The organism is Pseudarthrobacter sp. MDT3-1, assembly GCF_054510755.1.
The window spans coordinates 34,294-52,023 of sequence record NZ_JBTNDX010000015.1 but is presented as its reverse complement, the minus strand read 5'-3'; the positions used below and the strand labels follow the sequence as shown (position 1 = coordinate 52,023).

The following is a 17,730-nucleotide window of genomic DNA, read 5'->3' as shown; positions in this document are numbered from 1 at the left end:
TGTCAACTCAACGCTGTGGTGCAGTCGATTGCGGGGAAACCTCAGGCTGGGAATGTCCGAGGAATCCGTGTAGCAGCGACGCTGTTCCCTGCAGGTGATCTTGCGCCGCCTTGAAGGCTGCCTCATCGTCGCCCCGGAGTATGGCGTCCACGATTTCCTGGTGCTGCCGGTTGGAATGTTCCAGGTTGGGTTGGATAAGAGGTATCCGGTCCAGCAGGTCACTTACCTTTGAGCGGACATCCGCCACCGCGAGCGCAAGGCTTGGCGATCCTGCCACTTCTGCGATCGCCACATGGAATCTTGCGTCCTTAGGCCGGTACAGATTCGCAGGTGCACTGGCCACCTCGGCCAAAGCCCTTAACAGGTGACCGCGCTGGGCAGGTGATAACGTCGCCCTGGCCGCCAAGGATGCGGCCGCCGGCTCGAGTACGCCGCGAAAGGTTAGGACGTCGTCCACCTCGGCCGGATCGAGTTCCGGGTAGGACCCCGAACCCGCAGGGGGCCGGCTGCACACGTACGTTCCTCCATAGCGGCCGCGCTGAACTTCAACGTATCCGGCCTTCTGCAGCTCGGCCAGGGCATCCCGCAAGGTGGCGCGCGATACGCCCAGCATCTCGGCAAGTTCCCGCTCAGCTGGCAGCTTGGTCCCTACACCGAACAGACCGAGTTTGATGTTCTGGAGCAAGCGTTCGATGGTCTCCTCGAAGGCGTTGCCGTGCCGGACCGGGCGGAGAATCGGGGCGGGGCTTCCGAGCAGTTCCTCTTCCATACCCTTATCCTAATCGGTCCAAAAAAAGGCCTATGGCAGGGGCCCATTGAAGCGGGAAAAACCGCCGCACCGGCCGGAAGCACGGTTGAACCGAGGAAAAGTTGGCCGAGATCAGGGAACCCTCTTGACCACGCTCGTGATCTGGCACACACTGTAACGAGCTTATGGTCTTATTTCATACCAATACCCTTGGACGATGGGAACTACAGTGGCATCCTCTGATTCAGCCCAGCTTACCGACGACAAACGATATCTCCAGCACCGACAACTGAAACGCGGGGCCGCGGGGTGGATCCTGCTTGCAGGACTCGGAGTTGCCTACGTCATCTCCGGCGACTTCGCAGGGTGGAACCTCGGCCTCGCCCAAGGCGGATGGGGCGGTCTCCTCATTGCAACTGTTCTCATGGGCATCATGTATACGTGTATGGCCTTCGGCCTCGCCGAGCTATCCTCGGCACTTCCTGCCACTGGCGCGGGATATGGATTCGCCCGCCGGGCCCTGGGCCCCTTGGGCGGATTCGCCACCGGAATGGCCGTGCTCATTGAATACGCCGTTGCACCCGCTGCGATAGCCATTTTCATTGGCGGCTATGTTGAAGCGCTGGGACTCTTTGGCCTGACCAACTCTTGGCCGGTCTATTTGGTGACCTATGCAATCTTCGTTGGAATCCATCTCCGCGGAGTGGGCGAAGCCCTAAAGATGATCTTCGGGATCACCGCAGTCGCTGTCGTCGCCCTGGTTGCGGTCGTGGTGGGGCTGGCCCCGCATTTCAACGTCCAGAACCTCTTTGACATAGTCCCGGACGGCTCACCCAGCTCGAGCGCTTTCCTGCCGATGGGAATCAGCGGCGCCGTCGGTGCACTGGTGTATGGCATCTGGTTCTTCCTTGCGGTCGAAGGGGTTCCCCTGGCCGCTGAAGAGACCGCCGACCCGAAGAAGGACATGCCGCGGGGCATCATGGTCGCGGTGGTGGTACTGGTCGTCTTCGCGGCCCTGATGCTGGTGCTCGTTCCGGGGGCCGCAGGGTCAGCGGCAATGAGTGGGTCCGATAATCCCCTCCCGGAAGCCCTGCGTCTGGCGTACGGCGGCAACACTTTCCTGGCCGACTTCGTCAACTATGCTGGCCTCGCCGGGCTCATAGCCAGCTTCTTCTCCATCATCTACGCCTATTCCCGCCAACTCTTCGCACTGTCGCGGGCAGGGTATCTTCCCAAGTGGCTGTCCCTGACCGGCAAGCGGCGAACCCCCTATTGGGCACTGATCGTCCCCGGAACGATCGGCTTCATCCTGGCGGCAGTAACCGGTGACGGCGCGCTCCTGATCAACATCGCCGTCTTTGGTGCCACTGTGTCCTATGTCCTGCTGAACCTCTCGCACATTGTGCTGCGGAAGAAGGAACCCGACCTGCCCCGCGGTTACCGGACCCCCGGAGGGGTCGTGACCACCTCCATCGCGCTGGTTCTGGCGGCAGTCGCGGTTGTCGCAACATTTGTGGTCGATGTCAACGCGGCGTCCATAACTGCTGGAATTTTCGGCGCAGCGCTCCTCTACTACTGGTTCTACAGCCGGCACCGCATCGTTGCAGGCGCTCCCGAAGAGGAATTCGCGCAGCTGGCCGCGGCCGAGGCAGAACTCAAGAACTGACACCCATCCCGCGGTCCGATCTCTTACTCTCATAATAACGATCAAAGTTACGGAAATCACATGACGAATCAAACAACCGGCACGTCCGCGCAAGCCCAGCTCAGCGTCGATGAGCTGCGGGACCTGGTCGCTTCCGGTGACATTGACACCGTTGTCGTTGCCATCACGGACTCGATGGGACGCCTGCAGGGGAAACGATGCGGGGCAAGGTCTTTCCTTGAGGACGTGCTGGGGCACGGCGCCGAAGGCTGCAACTATCTCCTGAGCGTGGATGTGGAGATGAACACCATTGACGGGTACTCCATGTCCTCCTGGGCGAACGGCTATGGAGACATGGTGATGCGGCCCGACGTCTCGACCCTCCGCCGGGTGCCGTGGCTGGAAGGCACCGCCATGATCCAGTGCGACATCCTCTGGCTCGACGGCCGCCCCGTCTCCCAGTCCCCGCGCCAGATCCTGCGCGCACAGATCGAACGCCTGGAGGCGCTGGGATACCGCGCCCATATCGGCACCGAGCTCGAATTCATCATGTTTGACGACACCTACGAAGAAGCCTGGGAAAAGAAGTATGAGGGCCTCACTCCCTCAACCCGCTACAACGTGGACTACTCACTTCTGGCCACGGCAAAGCTGGAACCGGTCATCCGAAGCATTCGCACGGGTATGGAAAAGGCAGGCCTGGTGGTCGAATCGTCCAAGGGCGAGTGCAACCTGGGCCAGCAGGAAATCACGTTCCGATATGCCGAGGCGCTTACTGCCTGCGACAACCATGTCTTTTACAAGAACGGAGCCAAGGAAATCGCCGCCCAGCAGGGCAAGAGCATCACATTCATGGCGAAGTACAACGAGCGTGAAGGCAGCTCCTGCCACATCCACTTCAACCTGACCGACCTGGACGGCAACCCGGTCCTGGCCGGCGATGGTGAGCATGGCTTCAGTCCCGTCATGGAGCATTTCATCGCAGGCCAACTCGCCGGGCTGAAGGAGCTGGCCTACTTCCTCGCTCCGAACATCAATTCCTACAAACGCTTCGTGGAAGGCAGCTTCGCGCCAACAGCCATCGCCTGGGGGCTGGACAACCGCAGCTGCGCACTCCGCATCGTCGGGCGCGGTCCCGGCCTTCGGGTGGAAAACCGCGTGGGGGGCGGGGACGTGAACCCTTACCTCGCCGCCGCCGCATTGATCGCCGCAGCCATCCACGGTATCGAGAATGAACTCCCGCTCGAGCCCGTTTTGACCGGCAATGCCTACCAGTCCGACGCCGACCGCATCCCAACGAACCTGCGGGACTCCCGTGCCCTGCTGGCCAACAGCGAGATTGCCCGCAAATCCTTCGGCGATGAAGTTGTGGACCACTACGTCTTCGCAGCCGATGTCGAACTGAAAGCTTTTGACAGCGCCGTGACGGACTGGGAGCGCAAGCGTGTCTTTGAACGTCTCTGATGGCTACCGTCCCCGGATTGGACTGACAACCTACTTTCAGCAGGCTTCCTGGGGCGTTTGGACAGCGGATGCGGCAGTTCTGCCGGGAACCTACGTCCAGGCGGTCGTCGCTGCCGGCGGCACCCCTGTCCTGTTGCCGCCCGTCGGCACTGACCCATCGATCGTGGAGGTCCTGGACGGACTGATCATCTCCGGAGGCAGCGACGTGGGCCCGGAACAGTACGGGGCGCAGCCCCACCGGCTCACCCGCGCCCAACCGGCCAGGGACGTGCACGATATCGCCCTCACCAAGGCAGCTTTGGACGCCGAAGTCCCCCTTTTCGCCATCTGCCGGGGAGCCCAGATCCTCAATGTCGCCATGGGCGGGTCGCTGATTCAGCACATCCCCGATGTGAACCCGGAGGCGGACTACCAACCGGCGCCGGGCGTATTCGGCAACGTGGAGTTCACAACGGCGCCGGGCAGCATCAGCCGGCATCTGCTGGGAGCATCGGCCAGCGCACCCTGTTACCACCACCAGGCCATGGACCGGATCGCTGACGGCCTTTCCGTCACGGCGGCGGCGGCCGACGGCACGGTGGAAGCCCTCGAAACGGCAACGGGCGGATGGGCACTAGGGGTCCAATTCCACCCGGAACAGAATCCCAACGATCTCCGGCTTTTCAATGGGTTCATTGAGGCTGCAACCAACTACCGCAAAAATCGAACGGAGAGCCCCGGCAATGTCCACCAGCACGTTTGAGTCCACCAGCACGTTTGACGTACTGAATCCGGCAACGGAAGAGGTCATCGAGACCATAAGCCTTGCAACACTTGCGGACACGGACAGGGCGATCGAGAAGGCCGTCCAGGCCTTCGAGACCTGGCGCCATGTTGCCCCTGCAGACCGGGCCCTCCTGCTGCGAAGGTTTGCCGCGGTAGTTGACGCCGATCTGGAAAACCTGGCGCAACTGGAGGTCCGCAACGCCGGGCACACCATCGGCAATGCCCGATGGGAAGCAGGGAATGTCCGCGACGTCCTCACGTACTACTCCGCAGCCCCCGAACGGCACCTTGGCCAGCAGATTCCGGTAGCCGGAGGGGTCAACGTCACCTTCAACGAACCCCTCGGGGTCGTGGGAGTGATCGTGCCGTGGAATTTCCCCATGCCCATCGCGGCCTGGGGTTTCGCCCCTGCGCTGGCCGCCGGCAACACCGTTGTCCTTAAACCGGCGGAACTGACTCCCATGACCGCCATCCGGCTCGGACAGCTGGCTCTGGAAGCGGGGCTGCCCGAAGGGGTCCTGCAGATCATCCCGGGCAAGGGCTCAGTCGTCGGGGAACGGTTCGTCACCCACCCTGCAGTGCGGAAGGTCGTCTTCACCGGTTCAACCGGCGTCGGCAAGCGGATCATGGCCGGCTGCGCGGAACAGGTCAAACCCGTGACCCTGGAGCTGGGCGGCAAGAGCGCCAACATCATCTTCGCCGACGCGGACCTCGAAGCCGCTGTCGCGGCAGCACCCGGCGGCGCTTTTGATAACGCCGGGCAGGACTGCTGCTCCCGCTCCAGAATCCTGGTCCAAAACAGCGTCTATGAAAAATTCCTTGAACTCCTGGAACCAGTCGTGAAGGCCCTGAAGGTCGGCGACCCCAGCGACGAGGCGTCGTTCATGGGGCCGCTGATTTCCGCAGCCCAACACCGCACAGTCTCCGGCTTCGTCCCGGACGGGTCATCTGTGGCTTTCCAGGGATCCGCGCCGGACGGCAAGGGGTTTTGGTTCCCTCCCACCGTTCTTACGCCCGCCCGCGAGGACAGGGTCATGCATGAGGAGATCTTCGGCCCCGTCGTGGCAGTCGTTCCCTTTGAGGACGAAGCCGACGCACTCCGCCTGGCGAATGACTCGATCTACGGCCTGTCCGGATCCATCTGGACACGGGACATCGGTCAGGCGCTGAGGATGGCCCGGGGACTCGAGTCGGGAAACCTTTCGGTGAACTCCCACTCCTCGGTGCGCTACTCCACGCCCTTTGGCGGATTCAAGCAGTCAGGACTCGGACGCGAACTCGGCCCGGACGCCCTGAACGCGTTCACCGAAACAAAAAACGTCTTCATCTCCACCAACCCATAACGTCCCCACCACAAAAGGAAGAAAAAATGATTGAAGTAATTTCCAACCGCCTCAAGGGACGCAGCGCTGTCATCACCGGCGGCGCCAGCGGCATCGGGCTGGCCACAGCTCGCCGGTTCGCCGCGGAAGGCGCCCATGTGGTCATCGCTGATCTGGACCCGACCGCCGGGCAGCGCGCAGCCGACGAGGTCGGCGGCCTCTATGTGAAGGTGGATGTCACCAGCGAAGAGGAAGTGAAGAACCTCTACGCCATCACCAACGAAACGTACGGAAGCGTGGACATCAGCTTCAACAACGCGGGAATCTCGCCGGCAGACGATGCCTCAATCATCGATACAGGAATCGATGCGTGGCGCAGGGTCCAGGAAGTAAACCTGACCTCCGTTTTCTACTGCTGCAAATACGCCCTCCCTTACATGCAGGCACAAGGGAAGGGCTCCATCATCAACACGGCGTCGTTCGTTGCGGTCATGGGTGCTGCCACCTCGCAGATCTCCTACAGCGCCTCCAAGGGCGGGGTGCTGGCCATGAGCCGGGAACTCGGCGTCGAATTCGCCCGGCAGGGAATCCGGATCAACGCACTCTGCCCGGGACCCGTCAACACGCCCCTGCTGAAGGAACTGTTCGCCAAGGATCCCGAGAAGGCAGCCCGCCGCCTCGTTCACGTTCCCTTGGGCCGGTTCGCTGAACCGGAAGAACTGGCAGCAGCAGTCGCCTTCCTCGCCAGCGACGATTCATCCTTCATCACCGCCTCGACCTTCCTGGTTGACGGCGGCATTTCAGGCGCTTACGTAACACCCGAGTGACGGCCAGGTCTTCCGCGTGGACCCTATCCCCAAGGCACGTGCGCGGCAGATCGGGGGCGTCGCAGATTACTTAGCGGACGACGGCGGGAGGCACCCGCCGTCGTCCGCTTGGCGACGCCCTGGCGGGGCTGCGGGAGGCGGCGCTTGCCGGGGTTTCGGTGATTCCAGACCTGGCGGTCACGCGCGGGCGGCTGCGGCTGATCGCCGAGCATCCCGAGCTGGCCAGCCGGAGTTACGAGTCCCTGGCGCCGCAGCGCGAGCGCGCCCGGGCGTACCTTGTTTCGGCAGGAGTCGACGAGGATGTGGCGGGGTATCTGTGCGCCGCGTTCGTGGGCGCCACGTTCGAGGCCTGGATGCGGTGGGCCGCGGGGACGGATCCGGATCCCGTCCCCTATCTGGTGGCGGCCGCCGGGGTGCTGCGCCTGCCGTAGCACCCCGATTAAACGCAAGCGGACGACGGCGGGAGGTCCGCTTGCGTTTGCGGCATTTACTGTCTGTGGTGTTCAGCAGTGGCCACGCGGGCCTCGCGCGAATCCGTCTTGTTTGCCGGGAGGCCGGCGGGCCCGCTTCTCGGCCACGGGAAGTCTCCGCTTCACGATGGCTCTCCCGCCGGTTCCCGGTAGGTGCTTTCCGGAACATCAGTGATGAACATGTGTCCGGGAGCGTGGCCGATGGCGAAGGAGGGCCTGGATGCCATCACTGCGCTCTGCGGTGTCACGCCGCAGGCCCAGAAAACCGGCACCTCCCCTGGCCGGATCTCCACCGCATCCCCGAAGTCGGGGCGGTTGATGTCGGCAATGCCCAGATCCTCCGGTGACCCGACGTGGACCGGGCTGCCGTGGACCTTCGGCACTTCCGACGTGACCCTGACGGCGGTTTCAACCAGCCCGGGCAGCATCGGGCGCATGGAGACCACCATGGGGCCGTGGATCCTGCCGGCAGGGGTGCACTCGACGTTTGTGCGGTACATGGGGACGTTGCGGCCGGTTTCGGTGTGCCGCAGCGGGATCCCTTCGCTGGCCAGCGCGGCTTCGAAGGTGAAGCTGCAGCCGATGAGGACGGCCACCATGTCGTCACGCCAGACTGACGCGACGTCGGTGACCTCCTCGGCCAGTTCGCCGTCCACCCACACCCGATAGGCGGGGATATCGGTGCGGATATCGGAGCCGGGCGCCAGGGCGCTTTCATACTGTCCCGCCGGAATGATGTCGATGACGGGGCAGGCTTTGGGGTTCAGCCGGCAGAATTCGATGAACTCATCGGCGTAGTCTGCCGTGACCGCTATCAGGTTCGCCTGGGTGTAGCCGTCGCTCCAGCCGGAGGTGGGGTGACCAGGCCGTTGCGGAACTTCAGGCGTGCGTCGGCGGGGGCCAGGAGGGCGTGTGGCTGGCTCACTTGGACTCCACAAGTTCAGCCGGCGCCTGCCCGGCCTGCAGGTATTCCTCATCCTCGGCAACGTTGGAGTCGCGGCCCAGGGCCAGGCCAACCAGGGTCAGCAGGCAGGCGACGCTGAGGTAGACGGCCACCGGGACCCAGCTGTCATAGGTGCTCAGCAGGAGGGTGAACATAAACGGTGCGATGGCGCCGCCGATGATGCCGGCGAACGTGTAGGCCAGTGAGCTGCCGGTGGAACGGAGCCGCGGCGAGAACTGCTCGACGACGAACGCTGCCTGGGGTCCGTACATAAACGAGTGGCAGAGCAGGCCCAGCACGATGCCCACGACCAGCATGACCGGGGACCGTCCCTCAAGAACGATGAAGAACAGGTAGGACCAGACGGCAGCGCCAACTGCGGCGATTCCGTAAACCATGCGGCGGTTGATGCGGTCGGAGATGGCTCCGGCGAGAGGCATGGTGAAGATCTGGAGGGCTGACCCGATCAGGACGGCGACGAGAACCTGGCCGCGGTCGAAGCCGAGCTCCTGGATGCCGTAGGTGAGCGTGAAGACGGTGCACATGGCGTACAGAACGTCCGGGCCAATGCGGCTGAGCATGGCGGCGATGAGGGGCCGGCGCTGGGTGGCCAGCACTTCGCGGATGGGGGCCTTGGGCTTGTCGCCCCGGGCTTCCATGGCCTTGAAGATGGGGGTGTCTTCGAGCTTGAGCCGGATCCAGAGCCCGAAGGCCACCAGCAGCGCGGAGATCAGGAACGCGATCCGCCAGCCGAAGCTCAGGAAGTCTTCTTCGGACAGGGTCAGGGTGAGGACGGCGAGTGCACCGTTGGCCATGAGGTTGCCGGCGGGCGGGCCGATCTGTGCGGCAGAGGCCCAGAATCCGCGCTTGTTCGGGTCGCCGAATTCGCTGGAGAGCAGGACCGCGCCGCCCCATTCGCCGCCGACGCCAACGCCCTGGGCGAAGCGGAGGAACACGAGGATGGCGGGGGCGATGACGCCGATGTTGTCATACGTGGGCAGCAGGCCGATGAGGAACGTGGCCACGCCGATCAGCATCAGCGTAATGACCAGGATCTTCTTGCGGCCGATCTCGTCCCCAAGCCGTCCGAAGATGATGCCGCCTACGGGACGGGAGATGTAACCCACGGCGTAGGTGGAGAAGGCCAGCAGGGTACCCGTGACGGGGTCCGAGGCCGGGAAGAAGATAAGCGGGAAGACGATCGCAGCGGCCGCGGAGTAGACGGCGAAGTCGTAGAACTCCAGCGCGGTTCCGGTCAGGCTGGCCGCGAATGCCTTGTACATGTCCTTGCGCGCCACCGGGGGCTTTGCGTCAACGGGGGCCATGGCTTGGGGAGTGGCCATGTTAAACCTCCATGAAGAGAGTTGATGTCATCCGTGTTCGGGATGGATGGTGCTGGTGAGCATGCTTCTGTCTCGCCTGCGTGCGGCGTTGCAGGGTGGGACATTTGGGCGCTTGCCGTCAGGATGGCTGCGGAAGTCGGAATTGCGGCGATCGTTGGATTGTTGAACAATCCTCTTGTTGAACAAGCTACGCGACGCAGATCACACCGTCAAGGGGTTCATGGGATTCAGACGCCGCCGGCAGTTGCGGAGTTGAGGGCGCGGGCCATCGCAAGAGGAGCCGGGCGTAGGGCTTACTTCGAGGGAAGGGAAGCGGACGACGGCGGGAGGCTCCCGCCGTCGTCCGCTTCCGTTTGGTGCCTACTGGCTGAAGGGGACCTTCTCCCAGCTCAGGACATCATCGCTGTCGCTGCTGTTGCCGACCACCGTGAACCTGACGTAGTTGGTGGCGTTGGCCGATCCGTCCACGGTGATGCGCTGCAGGTCATCCGCGGCGGGCTGGCCGTAGACCTCCAGCCATGGTGAGCCTTCCGCCAGCGGCTGGTTCTCGGCAAAGACGTGGCTGTCGCCGTTGATGAGATAGACCGGGCGGTCAAAGCGGTTGGTCTCTTCAATGATGGCCGCAACGATCTCCCGGAACCCGGAGACTGTTTCCGGGTTGGCAGCGGCCGCGGCGAGCAGCGACGGATCAAACATGTCGGCCTGCGTCATCAGCACCACGGCGCGGTCGTTGCGGCGCTCGGCGTCGGTGAACGTGTCACGTATCTGGCCCAGGACGGCATCCGTCCGGTGCTCAACTTCGGCCAGCTGCTCGGGCGTGGGTGTGGTTTCGCCCAGGCCGCTCCATGGAAGCAGCGAGTTGTTGCTGCCCTGGACGTTCACCACGGAGAAGGCCACGCGGTTCTGGGTGAAGCGGACATTTTCCGGAAGCCCAAGCTTCTCTTGCGTCTTGACCGGCATGGTTGCGCCCAGGGTCTTGCCGGGCTCGTCGAAGAAGACGTCCCGCAGCTTGTCCAGCCGTTCCAGCGGGTTGTAGGCGCCGTTGTTAGTGCGGTGGCAGTCCACCCACTCGTTGTCGCCCGGGGTGAAGACCAGCGGGTGCTCGAAAGTGTCGAACTGTGAGCGGATGTCGGCGAAGTACTCATCTGAGCACACCGAGGAGCCGTTCTTGATGTCGCCCACATGGGTGACGAACTTCAGCGCCCTGTCGCCGTTGATGTCCTGGATGCGGGACGGGAACTTGGCGATTTCGGCGGCGCCGTAGGGAATGTCGCCGATGACGCCAAAGGTGAAAGCCTGGCTGTCAGAGGTGTTATTGGCTGCGATGGCGGGCTGGGACGCAAGGAGGCCGAGCGCCAGGACGGCCGCCGCCGTCGTCGTTTTCACGGTCTTTGAAGGCATGGTGGTGTTCCTGTGTCTGCTGAGTGGGGGCGGCTTTAGAGCGTGCGGGCGGCGAGGAACTGTTCCAGCGCCTCAAGGTCGTCGGTGTTGATGTGGTCCACGCCGGCGTCGAAGAGTTCGTTCCAGACAGCTTCGCGTGCGGCGCCGGGCTGGTCAGGGGTGGCCCAGAAGCGGACCCGGTAGCCCTGGGCGTGTGCCTCTGTCACGTATGCGTGGAGCTTGGTGCGTTCTGCCTCGGGCATGGGGCCCACGCCCTGCCAGGTGAAGAGCTTGGTCCAGTTGTCGCTGATCAGCGGCATCAGCCCGGCAGGCATGCCGGAGGTGAGGTCGGCGGAGCGTCCGTCATAGAAGCCGAACCGCTTTTCCTGCGCCTGCATGGTGGCCAAGGGGCGGTTTCCGCTGATGACGGCGGTGACGGGCCCGGTTTTGGTGGTGCCGTTGCTGTAGCGGCTCATGATGTCCCGGTGCTCGGCCAGTTCCTGCTCGATGGCGGCGTAGGTGGCCTCGCCCTCACTCTTGATGTCGATCAGGAGCTGCAGGCTGCCGTCCCAGTGCGGGTAAACGCTGTGGCCCTGGTTCCGCACCAGCTCGTCCAGGGGATCGAGGTAGAGGCTCTCGAGCGTTACTCCGGGCTTGGCGTCCTCGAGGTCGTGGGCCACCAGCAGTTCGCCGTCCACCAGCCACACGTCGGCTTCGACGCTGGTGAAGCCGTGCTCCAGGGCGTCGAACAGGGGTCGGTCGTGCTCATAGTCGTTGTGGGCATGGGCTGCGGCCAGCGGCTGTCCGAGGACCACGGACGACGGCGCATTGGCGGGATTTGCGGCCGGCGGGGCGGCGATTCCGGTCAGGGAGGTGAGGGCTACGAGGGCTGTGACGGCGCTTTTCAGGAACACGGGGTTCTCCTTGGTACAGCAGGGTCGGTTCATTTCCCAGGCGATGGAGGCGCTGGGCGGCGGTGCGTGAAAAGACTTCCTGCTGCCGGAGAACGGGCGTTGCGCCAACGGTTTCGGGACGGTGAACAGGAGGCGTCGTTTGGACCATATGGCTACGGCCGCTCGCCTACGTCCGCGGGTTTTGAGGGAGGAGAGGATCAGGCCACAGCGTTATGGCGTGATTTCGATACCATGCCAGCATGAGCACACGTGATACTCCTGCGCAGATCGGCGACCTTCCGCCGATCGGACGCCCGGCGAACAGCGCCCTGCTCGAGGCAGGCATTAGCACTTTGGCTCAAGTTGCTGCCTGCAGCCGCAGCCAATTGCTCGCCATGCACGGCGTGGGGCCCAAGGCTGTCCGGATTCTGGAAGCCGCGCTCCAGGCTCAAGGGCTACGGTTCGCTGACTGACCACCCACCCTGCATTCTCCGGGCTGGAAACACCAGGATGCCCGCCGCCTGGGTGACGTTATCCAATTCCCGGGCGCCCGCACGGATCAGCAGGCATAAGCTGATATCAGCACGTCTCTTCCAGCGCCGGGAGGTCATCATGGACACTGAAACCGCCGATGTTATCGGCCATGATGTCACCACCATCGTCTGCGTGTGCGGCAACACCGTCAGCAAGGACGGGTTGATTCAGGCCAACTCACAAGGCGTCCCCGTCCACAACGGAGAGAACACTCCGGTCCCCGCGGAGCTGGCGGAATGGCCTGCGGATGAGGATCTCTACACGCTGTGTCCCTCATGCGGCCGTGTGTACCGTGACTCGGTCATCGAAGAGACCGGGACCGCGCCCGTTGCTTTCCGGGTCGACGTCGCCGCCGGCCCAATTGCCGAGGCAATCCGGGTGCACTGGGACCTAAGCACCTAGCCCAGAAACTGGCAGAGCGGACGACGGCGGGAGGTCCCGCCGTCGTCCGCTCATAACTGGTGCGGCAAGAGTCAGTTCTTGACGACGTCCAGCTCGATCACGGCCCAGGACAGCGCCGGCAGCGTCAACCGGAGCTCGGAGCCGCTCGCCTTCGCGCCTTCCAGCGGCTTGAGCCCCACCTGGTCCTGACGGCTTTGGGTGTTGGCCGTGAAACGGTCCCCGCCTTCCGGGATTTCCAGGACCTCGGCACGGACCACCCGGCGGGCGTCGAACCCGCGCAGGGCGACCTCGACGTCGGCAGCTTCCTCAAGGCCGCGGTTCGCGAAGAACAGTGCCACGCGACCCGTTTCCTCGTTCCACGTTGCACTGACGTCCACCAGGTCGGTGCCGCCGAAGCGGGCATTCTCGTACTTGTCCGAGTCAACAGACAGCCGCAGGATCTGGCCCTTGGCCAGCTCCGCCATGCGGGCGAACGGGTGGAAGATGGTCTGCTTCCATGCCGGTCCGTTTTCCTCGCTGAAGATCGGTGCAATGACGTTGACCAGCTGAGCCTGGTTGGCGATCTTGACGCGGTCGCCATGGCGGAGCAGCGAGTTCAGCAGGGTTCCCACCACCACGGCGTCTGTCACGTTGTACTTGTCCTCGATGACCCGGGGGTGCTCGCGCCAGCCCGCCTTGGCGACGTTGTGCGGCTGGTCCTCCGTGTCCAGACCGTGCTGGTACCAAACGTTCCACTCATCGAAGGACAGGTTGATGTGCTTTTTGTGTTTGCCCTTCGCACGCACGGCGTCAGCGGTGGCGATCACGGACTCGATGAAGTAGTCGGTGTCCACTGCGCTGGCGAGGAAGCTGCCGACGTCGCCGTCGTTCTCCTGGTAGTAGGCGTGGAGGGAGACGTAGTCCACCTCGTCATAAGTGTGCGTCAGGACAGTCTGCTCCCAATCGCCGAACGTCGGCATGCCGGAGCTGGAACTTCCGCAGGCCACCAGTTCGATGTCAGGGTCCACGAAGCGCATGGCCTTGGCGGCTTCCTGAGCCAGGCGGCCGTATTCCTCAGCGGTCTTGTGGCCGATCTGCCACGGCCCGTCCATCTCGTTGCCCAGGCACCAGAGCTTGATGTCGAAAGGATCCTTGTGGCCATTCTTGGCGCGGAGGTCTGACCAGTAGGTGCCGCCGGGGTGGTTGGCGTATTCCACGATCTCGCGGGCTGCATCCACTCCCCTGGTGCCCAGGTTGATGGCTTCCATGATTTCCGTGCCGGCCTGGCGGGACCAGTCCACGAATTCGTGCAGGCCGAACGCGTTGGTCTCCACGGTGTGCCAGGCGCCGTCCAGCCGGCGGGGACGGTTCTCCCGCGGGCCGATGCCGTCTTCCCAGTTGTAGCCGGAGACGAAGTTGCCGCCGGGGTACCGGATGACGGTGGCGCCGAGCTCCTTGACGAGCTTGAGCACGTCCTGGCGGAAGCCGTTCTCATCAGCCTCCGGGTGGCCCGGCTCGTAGATGCCGGTGTAGACGCAGCGGCCCATGTGCTCCACGAAGGAGCCGAACAGGCGGCGGGGTACTTCGCCGATGGTGAAGTCGCGGTCGAGGGTGATCCGTGCGCGTGACATGTGCAGTATCTCCTTGGTTGTAGAACAGGTCTTTTGGTGAGTGGTAAGTAAGGTGCCGGTTCAGGTTCCGGCGAGTCCCGTCGTCGCGACGCCCTTGATGATCTGGCGCTGGAAGAACAGGAAGACGAGGATCAGGGGCAGTGCCGCGAGGAGCGCGGAGGCCATGTTCTGCGCGTACTGGATGCCGTACGCGCTCTTGATGGTTTGCAGCCCCACCGGAAGGGTGAGGAGCGCGCCGTCGTTCGTGGCGATGAACGGCCACAGGAAGTTGTTCCAGGCACCGATGAACACAAAGATCGCGACGGCGGCCAGGATGGGCTGGGACAACGGCAGGATGATCTGGGTGAAGATCCGCAATCGGCTGGCACCGTCCATCACAGCGGCTTCTTCAAGTTCGCGGGGAATCTGGTCGAAGAACTTCTTGAGCACGAACACCATGGCCGGGTGGATGACCTGCGGCAGGATGATGGCCCACGAGGTATCGATCAGGTGCAGCGCCAGCATTTGGTAGAAGAGCGGGATGATGAGGACCGGCGGCGGGATGATGATGGAGGCAATGATCACCGTCATCAGCACCTTCTTGCCTTTGAAGTCGATCCGGGACAGGGCGTAGGCCACCAGCGCCGAGATCACCAGCGTGATCGCCGTGATGGCCGCCGAGGTGTAGAACGAGTTCCAGGTCCAGAGCGGGATGTTGCCGTCCTGGAACACCTTGACGAACGCTTCAGCAGTAAAGCCCGACGGCGGCATCCAGCTGACCTTCGGAGCTGCGGCATCCGTCTCGGTCTTGAAGGCGGTGGCCGTGGCCCAGGCGAACGGAATCATCCACAGCACGGCGATGAACGCCGCCACAACGAGCGCGGCAATCTTGCCTGCGGTCATCTTCTTGCGGGGTTTTCGGGCCTCTTGGCTGGTGTTGGTGCGGGGAGTGGGACGCGTGAGGGTAGGGATTGCCATGGTTATGCACTCCTGCGGCGGGTGATGACGAACTGCATGACCGAAACGAGCACGATCAGTCCGAAGAAAATGTAGGAGATGGCTGCGGAGTACCCCAGCCGGTAGCCGGTGAAGCCGGTTTCAAAGATGTACTGCACCACCGGGCGGGTTGATCCTCCGGGCCCGCCGGCGGTCATCTGGTACACCTGATCGAAGATCTTCATGGACGCGAGGATCTGGAGGAGCACGATCATCACCGTGGTGGGGGTCAGCTGCGGCAGGGTGATCGAGAAGAACTGCCGCCATGCTCCGGCGCCGTCCAGGGACGCTGCTTCGTAGTGCTGTGCGGGGATGTTCTGCATCGCGGCCAGGTACAGCAGGAAATTGAACCCCACGGTCCACCACAGCGTGGCGATGACGATCGCCCACATGGCCACGTTGGGATCGTTGAGCCAGGCGACTTTGGGGAGGCCCATCTTGGAGAGGAAGTCATTGATCAGGCCAAGCTGCGGGTTGTACATCCAGGTGAAGAACAGCGAGACCACGGTGGAGGCCAGCAGGTACGGGGCGAAGTAGGAAAGCCGCCACAGCCACTGGGCAGGCAGCCCGACGTTCAGCAGGGCAGCCATCACCAGGGCCACGAGGACCAGCGGGACGGTGCTGATGACGGTGAAGTAGAACGTGTTTCCCAGGGAGCGCCACATATCGGCGTCGGCCAGTGCCTCGGCGTAGTTCGCGAAGCCGATCAGGCTGTCATTGGCGCCGGTCAGGGACTTGCCCGTGAGGCTCATGTAGATGCCATAGAGAATGGGCCACACCAGGAAGACCAGGAAGAAGACCAGGAACGGGGTGGCGAATGCCCAGCCGCTCAGGTTGCTCCTGGTACGGCTCTGCGAAGTGCGGCGCGTTGGTTGGGGTTGGGTCGCTGCGGCGATGTCCGGCTGGCCGGTACTGCGCCGGGACGCTAGTGAAGAACTCATGAAGGACTCCTTTGTCGCTCGGTGCGGTTAGACCGGGTTGGGCCTGGAAAGAAGGGTGTTGGTGCGGCGCTCAAAGGCGTCCCAACCTGCGGCTGCCTTGTCGCGGCCCAGGAGCACGTTCTGGACGTTCTCCGCAAAGTAGGTCTGCCAGTCCGAGCCGGAGCCGCTGAACCAGGCTTCGGGATCGTAGGCGATGATGTCCGCTGCGTTCGCGTAGTGGATCTGCGGCGTGAGGTCGCGGTATGCCTGCGACTGGACCACGGGCTGGTAGGCCGGAATGTGCCCGGCTTCTGCCCAGGAGAGTGATCCTTTGAGGACGTCGCTCACGAACTTGTAGACGTCCCGCCGTTTCGCGTCATCCACGTTCAGCTGCCGCGGCAGGACGAACGAGTGCGAGTCTGCGTAGGCTGCCGGCGTTCCGTACAGCGTGGGAATGGTGGCAGCGTCCACCGGAAGTCCGGCTTTCTTGAGCGTGGGCAATTCCCACACTCCGCTGAACAGCATTCCCGAGTCGCCGCGGGCGAACTCCGCGATGCCCGTGCTGATGTCGCCGGCCTTGGCAGCGATGGTGTCGTCAAAGAGCGATGCCATGAATTCCAAGGACTCAATCGCGGCGTCGCGGTCCACTTTCATCGGCTGGCCCGGGATCAGTTCCATATCCGCGCCATGCTGCTTGTAGAGCGTGTAGAACAAGCGCCACATCTGGGAGCCACTGCCGAGGTATCCGAAGGACAAACCATGGGCCTGGGTGACCTTCTGCATTTCCCTGGCCATGGCCATAAACTCCTGCGGAGAATTTACTTCCTGCAGTTGTCCGTTGCCGCCGAGGACGCCGGCTTTGCGGGCGATGTCCGTGTTGTAGAACATAACGAACGGGTGCGAATCCAGGGCGATGGAGAACACCTTGCCGTTCTGCTGGCTCTTCTCCCAGATGCGCGGCGCAAAGTTTTCCCCGGTGACGCCGTGCTCGGCCAGCAGGTCCATGTCCCACGGGTCAATGAGCCCGCCGGGGGCGTATCCTGGAACCCGGCTGGCATGCATGATCGCTACTTCCGGTGGCCGCCCGCCGGCCGATGCCATGGCCAGTTTGGTGTAGTACGGCGGGCCCCAGGCAAGGACTGTGGGGTGCACCTTGAAGCCGGGGCTGGCCTGGTTGGCGCTGTTGATCATGGCCTGCATCTTGATGCCGTCACCACCGGACAGCAGGTGCCAGAACCCGATGTCCCGCAGGTCAGAGGCTTTGGCGTTTCCGCCGCAGCCGGTCAGGCCGCCTGCTACCAGGACACTGCCTAAGGCTGCCGTTCCTGTCAATAACTGCCGTCGGGATAACTGCTTCCCGAAAAGTTCAAACTGCTTCACCCGTCACTCCTTTGGATGGGTCCGCTGAAAGGTCACTTCTTGTTGCTCAAAACTCCGGTTCCGGTGCGTCCCCGTTCCCGGGCCGATGCCTTCAGGGGGTGACGCACGC

Annotated in this window: 16 protein-coding genes and 1 pseudogene; 8 read left to right on the top strand and 9 right to left on the bottom strand. The window is 63.4% G+C overall.

The features are described 5' to 3' along the window. Window positions 1–7 precede the first annotated feature (7 nt). A complete protein-coding gene (locus ACX80X_RS13125) occupies window positions 8–769 on the bottom strand; it encodes a FadR/GntR family transcriptional regulator (RefSeq protein WP_252611007.1) in 762 nt (253 codons plus the stop codon). 196 nt (window positions 770–965) lie between these two features. Between ACX80X_RS13125 and eat the strand changes: the two genes are divergently transcribed. The 6 genes from eat to ACX80X_RS13095 all read left to right on the top strand — a co-directional run bounded on the left by eat (window position 966) and on the right by ACX80X_RS13095 (window position 7,202). Continuing rightward, on the top strand, window positions 966–2,414 hold the full coding sequence (gene eat / locus ACX80X_RS13120; RefSeq protein WP_252611009.1) for an ethanolamine permease: 1,449 nt from the start codon (window positions 966–968) through the stop codon (window positions 2,412–2,414). A 60-nt stretch (window positions 2,415–2,474) separates the two neighbouring features. After that, window positions 2,475–3,857, top strand: coding sequence for a glutamine synthetase family protein (locus ACX80X_RS13115; RefSeq protein WP_459312252.1), 1,383 nt, complete (start codon window positions 2,475–2,477; stop codon window positions 3,855–3,857). Continuing rightward, window positions 3,838–4,599: a gamma-glutamyl-gamma-aminobutyrate hydrolase family protein gene (locus ACX80X_RS13110; RefSeq protein ID WP_252611013.1), complete on the top strand. Its 762-nt coding sequence runs from the start codon at window positions 3,838–3,840 to the stop codon at window positions 4,597–4,599. Before ACX80X_RS13115 ends, ACX80X_RS13110 begins: the two co-directional genes overlap by 20 nt. Then, window positions 4,580–5,965, top strand: coding sequence for an aldehyde dehydrogenase family protein (locus tag ACX80X_RS13105; RefSeq protein WP_459309618.1), 1,386 nt, complete (start codon window positions 4,580–4,582; stop codon window positions 5,963–5,965). The genes ACX80X_RS13110 and ACX80X_RS13105 overlap by 20 nt, the downstream gene beginning before the upstream one ends. Before the next feature lie 26 nt (window positions 5,966–5,991). Continuing rightward, on the top strand, window positions 5,992–6,771 hold the full coding sequence (locus ACX80X_RS13100; RefSeq protein ID WP_252611017.1) for a 3-oxoacyl-ACP reductase: 780 nt from the start codon (window positions 5,992–5,994) through the stop codon (window positions 6,769–6,771). Between the two features lie 158 nt (window positions 6,772–6,929). Further along, the gene (locus ACX80X_RS13095) at window positions 6,930–7,202 is read left to right on the top strand and encodes a hypothetical protein (RefSeq protein WP_252611019.1); all 273 of its coding nucleotides are present in this window, start codon (window positions 6,930–6,932) and stop codon (window positions 7,200–7,202) included. Between the two features lie 161 nt (window positions 7,203–7,363). Here the strand turns inward: ACX80X_RS13095 and ACX80X_RS13090 are convergent. The 4 genes and pseudogenes from ACX80X_RS13090 to ACX80X_RS13075 all read right to left on the bottom strand — a co-directional run bounded on the left by ACX80X_RS13090 (window position 7,364) and on the right by ACX80X_RS13075 (window position 11,821). Further along, window positions 7,364–8,166, bottom strand: a pseudogene (locus tag ACX80X_RS13090) (putative hydro-lyase). Beyond that, window positions 8,163–9,527 (bottom strand): MFS transporter, encoded by a 1,365-nt coding sequence (locus tag ACX80X_RS13085; RefSeq protein ID WP_374210100.1) that lies wholly within the window; start codon window positions 9,525–9,527, stop codon window positions 8,163–8,165. The pseudogene ACX80X_RS13090 and the gene ACX80X_RS13085 overlap by 4 nt, the downstream one beginning before the upstream one ends. Before the next feature lie 360 nt (window positions 9,528–9,887). Beyond that, window positions 9,888–10,928: a metallophosphoesterase family protein gene (locus ACX80X_RS13080; RefSeq protein WP_252614666.1), complete on the bottom strand. Its 1,041-nt coding sequence runs from the start codon at window positions 10,926–10,928 to the stop codon at window positions 9,888–9,890. A gap of 35 nt (window positions 10,929–10,963) precedes the next feature. Further along, complete coding sequence (locus tag ACX80X_RS13075; protein WP_252611025.1) at window positions 10,964–11,821, bottom strand: phosphatidylinositol-specific phospholipase C/glycerophosphodiester phosphodiesterase family protein; 858 nt, start codon at window positions 11,819–11,821, stop codon at window positions 10,964–10,966. Window positions 11,822–12,060: 239 nt separating this feature from the next. On the opposite strand from ACX80X_RS13075, the gene ACX80X_RS13070 reads away from it, so the two are divergent. Further along, the gene (locus ACX80X_RS13070) at window positions 12,061–12,273 is read left to right on the top strand and encodes a helix-hairpin-helix domain-containing protein (protein WP_252600407.1); all 213 of its coding nucleotides are present in this window, start codon (window positions 12,061–12,063) and stop codon (window positions 12,271–12,273) included. 139 nt (window positions 12,274–12,412) lie between these two features. After that, window positions 12,413–12,736 (top strand): hypothetical protein, encoded by a 324-nt coding sequence (locus ACX80X_RS13065; protein WP_252600406.1) that lies wholly within the window; start codon window positions 12,413–12,415, stop codon window positions 12,734–12,736. Between the two features lie 71 nt (window positions 12,737–12,807). Here the strand turns inward: ACX80X_RS13065 and arfA are convergent, their stop codons facing one another. Genes arfA through ACX80X_RS13045 form a run of 4 tightly spaced genes read right to left on the bottom strand, consistent with a single transcriptional unit; the run spans window position 12,808 to window position 17,621 of the window. Continuing rightward, the gene (gene arfA / locus ACX80X_RS13060) at window positions 12,808–14,346 is read right to left on the bottom strand and encodes an arabinosylfuranosidase ArfA (RefSeq protein WP_459312249.1); all 1,539 of its coding nucleotides are present in this window, start codon (window positions 14,344–14,346) and stop codon (window positions 12,808–12,810) included. A gap of 60 nt (window positions 14,347–14,406) precedes the next feature. Then, window positions 14,407–15,303 carry a carbohydrate ABC transporter permease gene (locus tag ACX80X_RS13055; protein WP_252614665.1) on the bottom strand — a complete coding sequence of 299 codons (897 nt, stop codon included), beginning with the start codon at window positions 15,301–15,303 and terminating at the stop codon, window positions 14,407–14,409. A gap of 2 nt (window positions 15,304–15,305) precedes the next feature. Beyond that, a complete protein-coding gene (locus ACX80X_RS13050) occupies window positions 15,306–16,262 on the bottom strand; it encodes a carbohydrate ABC transporter permease (RefSeq protein ID WP_252611029.1) in 957 nt (318 codons plus the stop codon). Window positions 16,263–16,289: 27 nt separating this feature from the next. Beyond that, complete coding sequence (locus tag ACX80X_RS13045) at window positions 16,290–17,621, bottom strand: extracellular solute-binding protein (RefSeq protein ID WP_252614664.1); 1,332 nt, start codon at window positions 17,619–17,621, stop codon at window positions 16,290–16,292. Window positions 17,622–17,730 lie beyond the last annotated feature (109 nt).

What these genes read in the sequence shown, in the direction of transcription:
- ACX80X_RS13125 (WP_252611007.1), bottom strand. Translation starts at nt 769, where the DNA reads ATGGAAGAGGAACTGCTCGGAAGCCCCGCCCCGATTCTCCGCCCGGTC.
- eat (WP_252611009.1), top strand. Translation starts at nt 966, where the DNA reads ATGGGAACTACAGTGGCATCCTCTGATTCAGCCCAGCTTACCGACGAC.
- ACX80X_RS13115 (WP_459312252.1), top strand. Translation starts at nt 2,475, where the DNA reads ATGACGAATCAAACAACCGGCACGTCCGCGCAAGCCCAGCTCAGCGTC.
- ACX80X_RS13105 (WP_459309618.1), top strand. Translation starts at nt 4,580, where the DNA reads ATGTCCACCAGCACGTTTGAGTCCACCAGCACGTTTGACGTACTGAAT.
- ACX80X_RS13100 (WP_252611017.1), top strand. Translation starts at nt 5,992, where the DNA reads ATGATTGAAGTAATTTCCAACCGCCTCAAGGGACGCAGCGCTGTCATC.
- ACX80X_RS13085 (WP_374210100.1), bottom strand. Translation starts at nt 9,527, where the DNA reads ATGGCCACTCCCCAAGCCATGGCCCCCGTTGACGCAAAGCCCCCGGTG.
- ACX80X_RS13080 (WP_252614666.1), bottom strand. Translation starts at nt 10,928, where the DNA reads ATGCCTTCAAAGACCGTGAAAACGACGACGGCGGCGGCCGTCCTGGCG.
- ACX80X_RS13070 (WP_252600407.1), top strand. Translation starts at nt 12,061, where the DNA reads ATGAGCACACGTGATACTCCTGCGCAGATCGGCGACCTTCCGCCGATC.
- ACX80X_RS13065 (WP_252600406.1), top strand. Translation starts at nt 12,413, where the DNA reads ATGGACACTGAAACCGCCGATGTTATCGGCCATGATGTCACCACCATC.
- arfA (WP_459312249.1), bottom strand. Translation starts at nt 14,346, where the DNA reads ATGTCACGCGCACGGATCACCCTCGACCGCGACTTCACCATCGGCGAA.
- ACX80X_RS13055 (WP_252614665.1), bottom strand. Translation starts at nt 15,303, where the DNA reads ATGGCAATCCCTACCCTCACGCGTCCCACTCCCCGCACCAACACCAGC.
- ACX80X_RS13050 (WP_252611029.1), bottom strand. Translation starts at nt 16,262, where the DNA reads ATGAGTTCTTCACTAGCGTCCCGGCGCAGTACCGGCCAGCCGGACATC.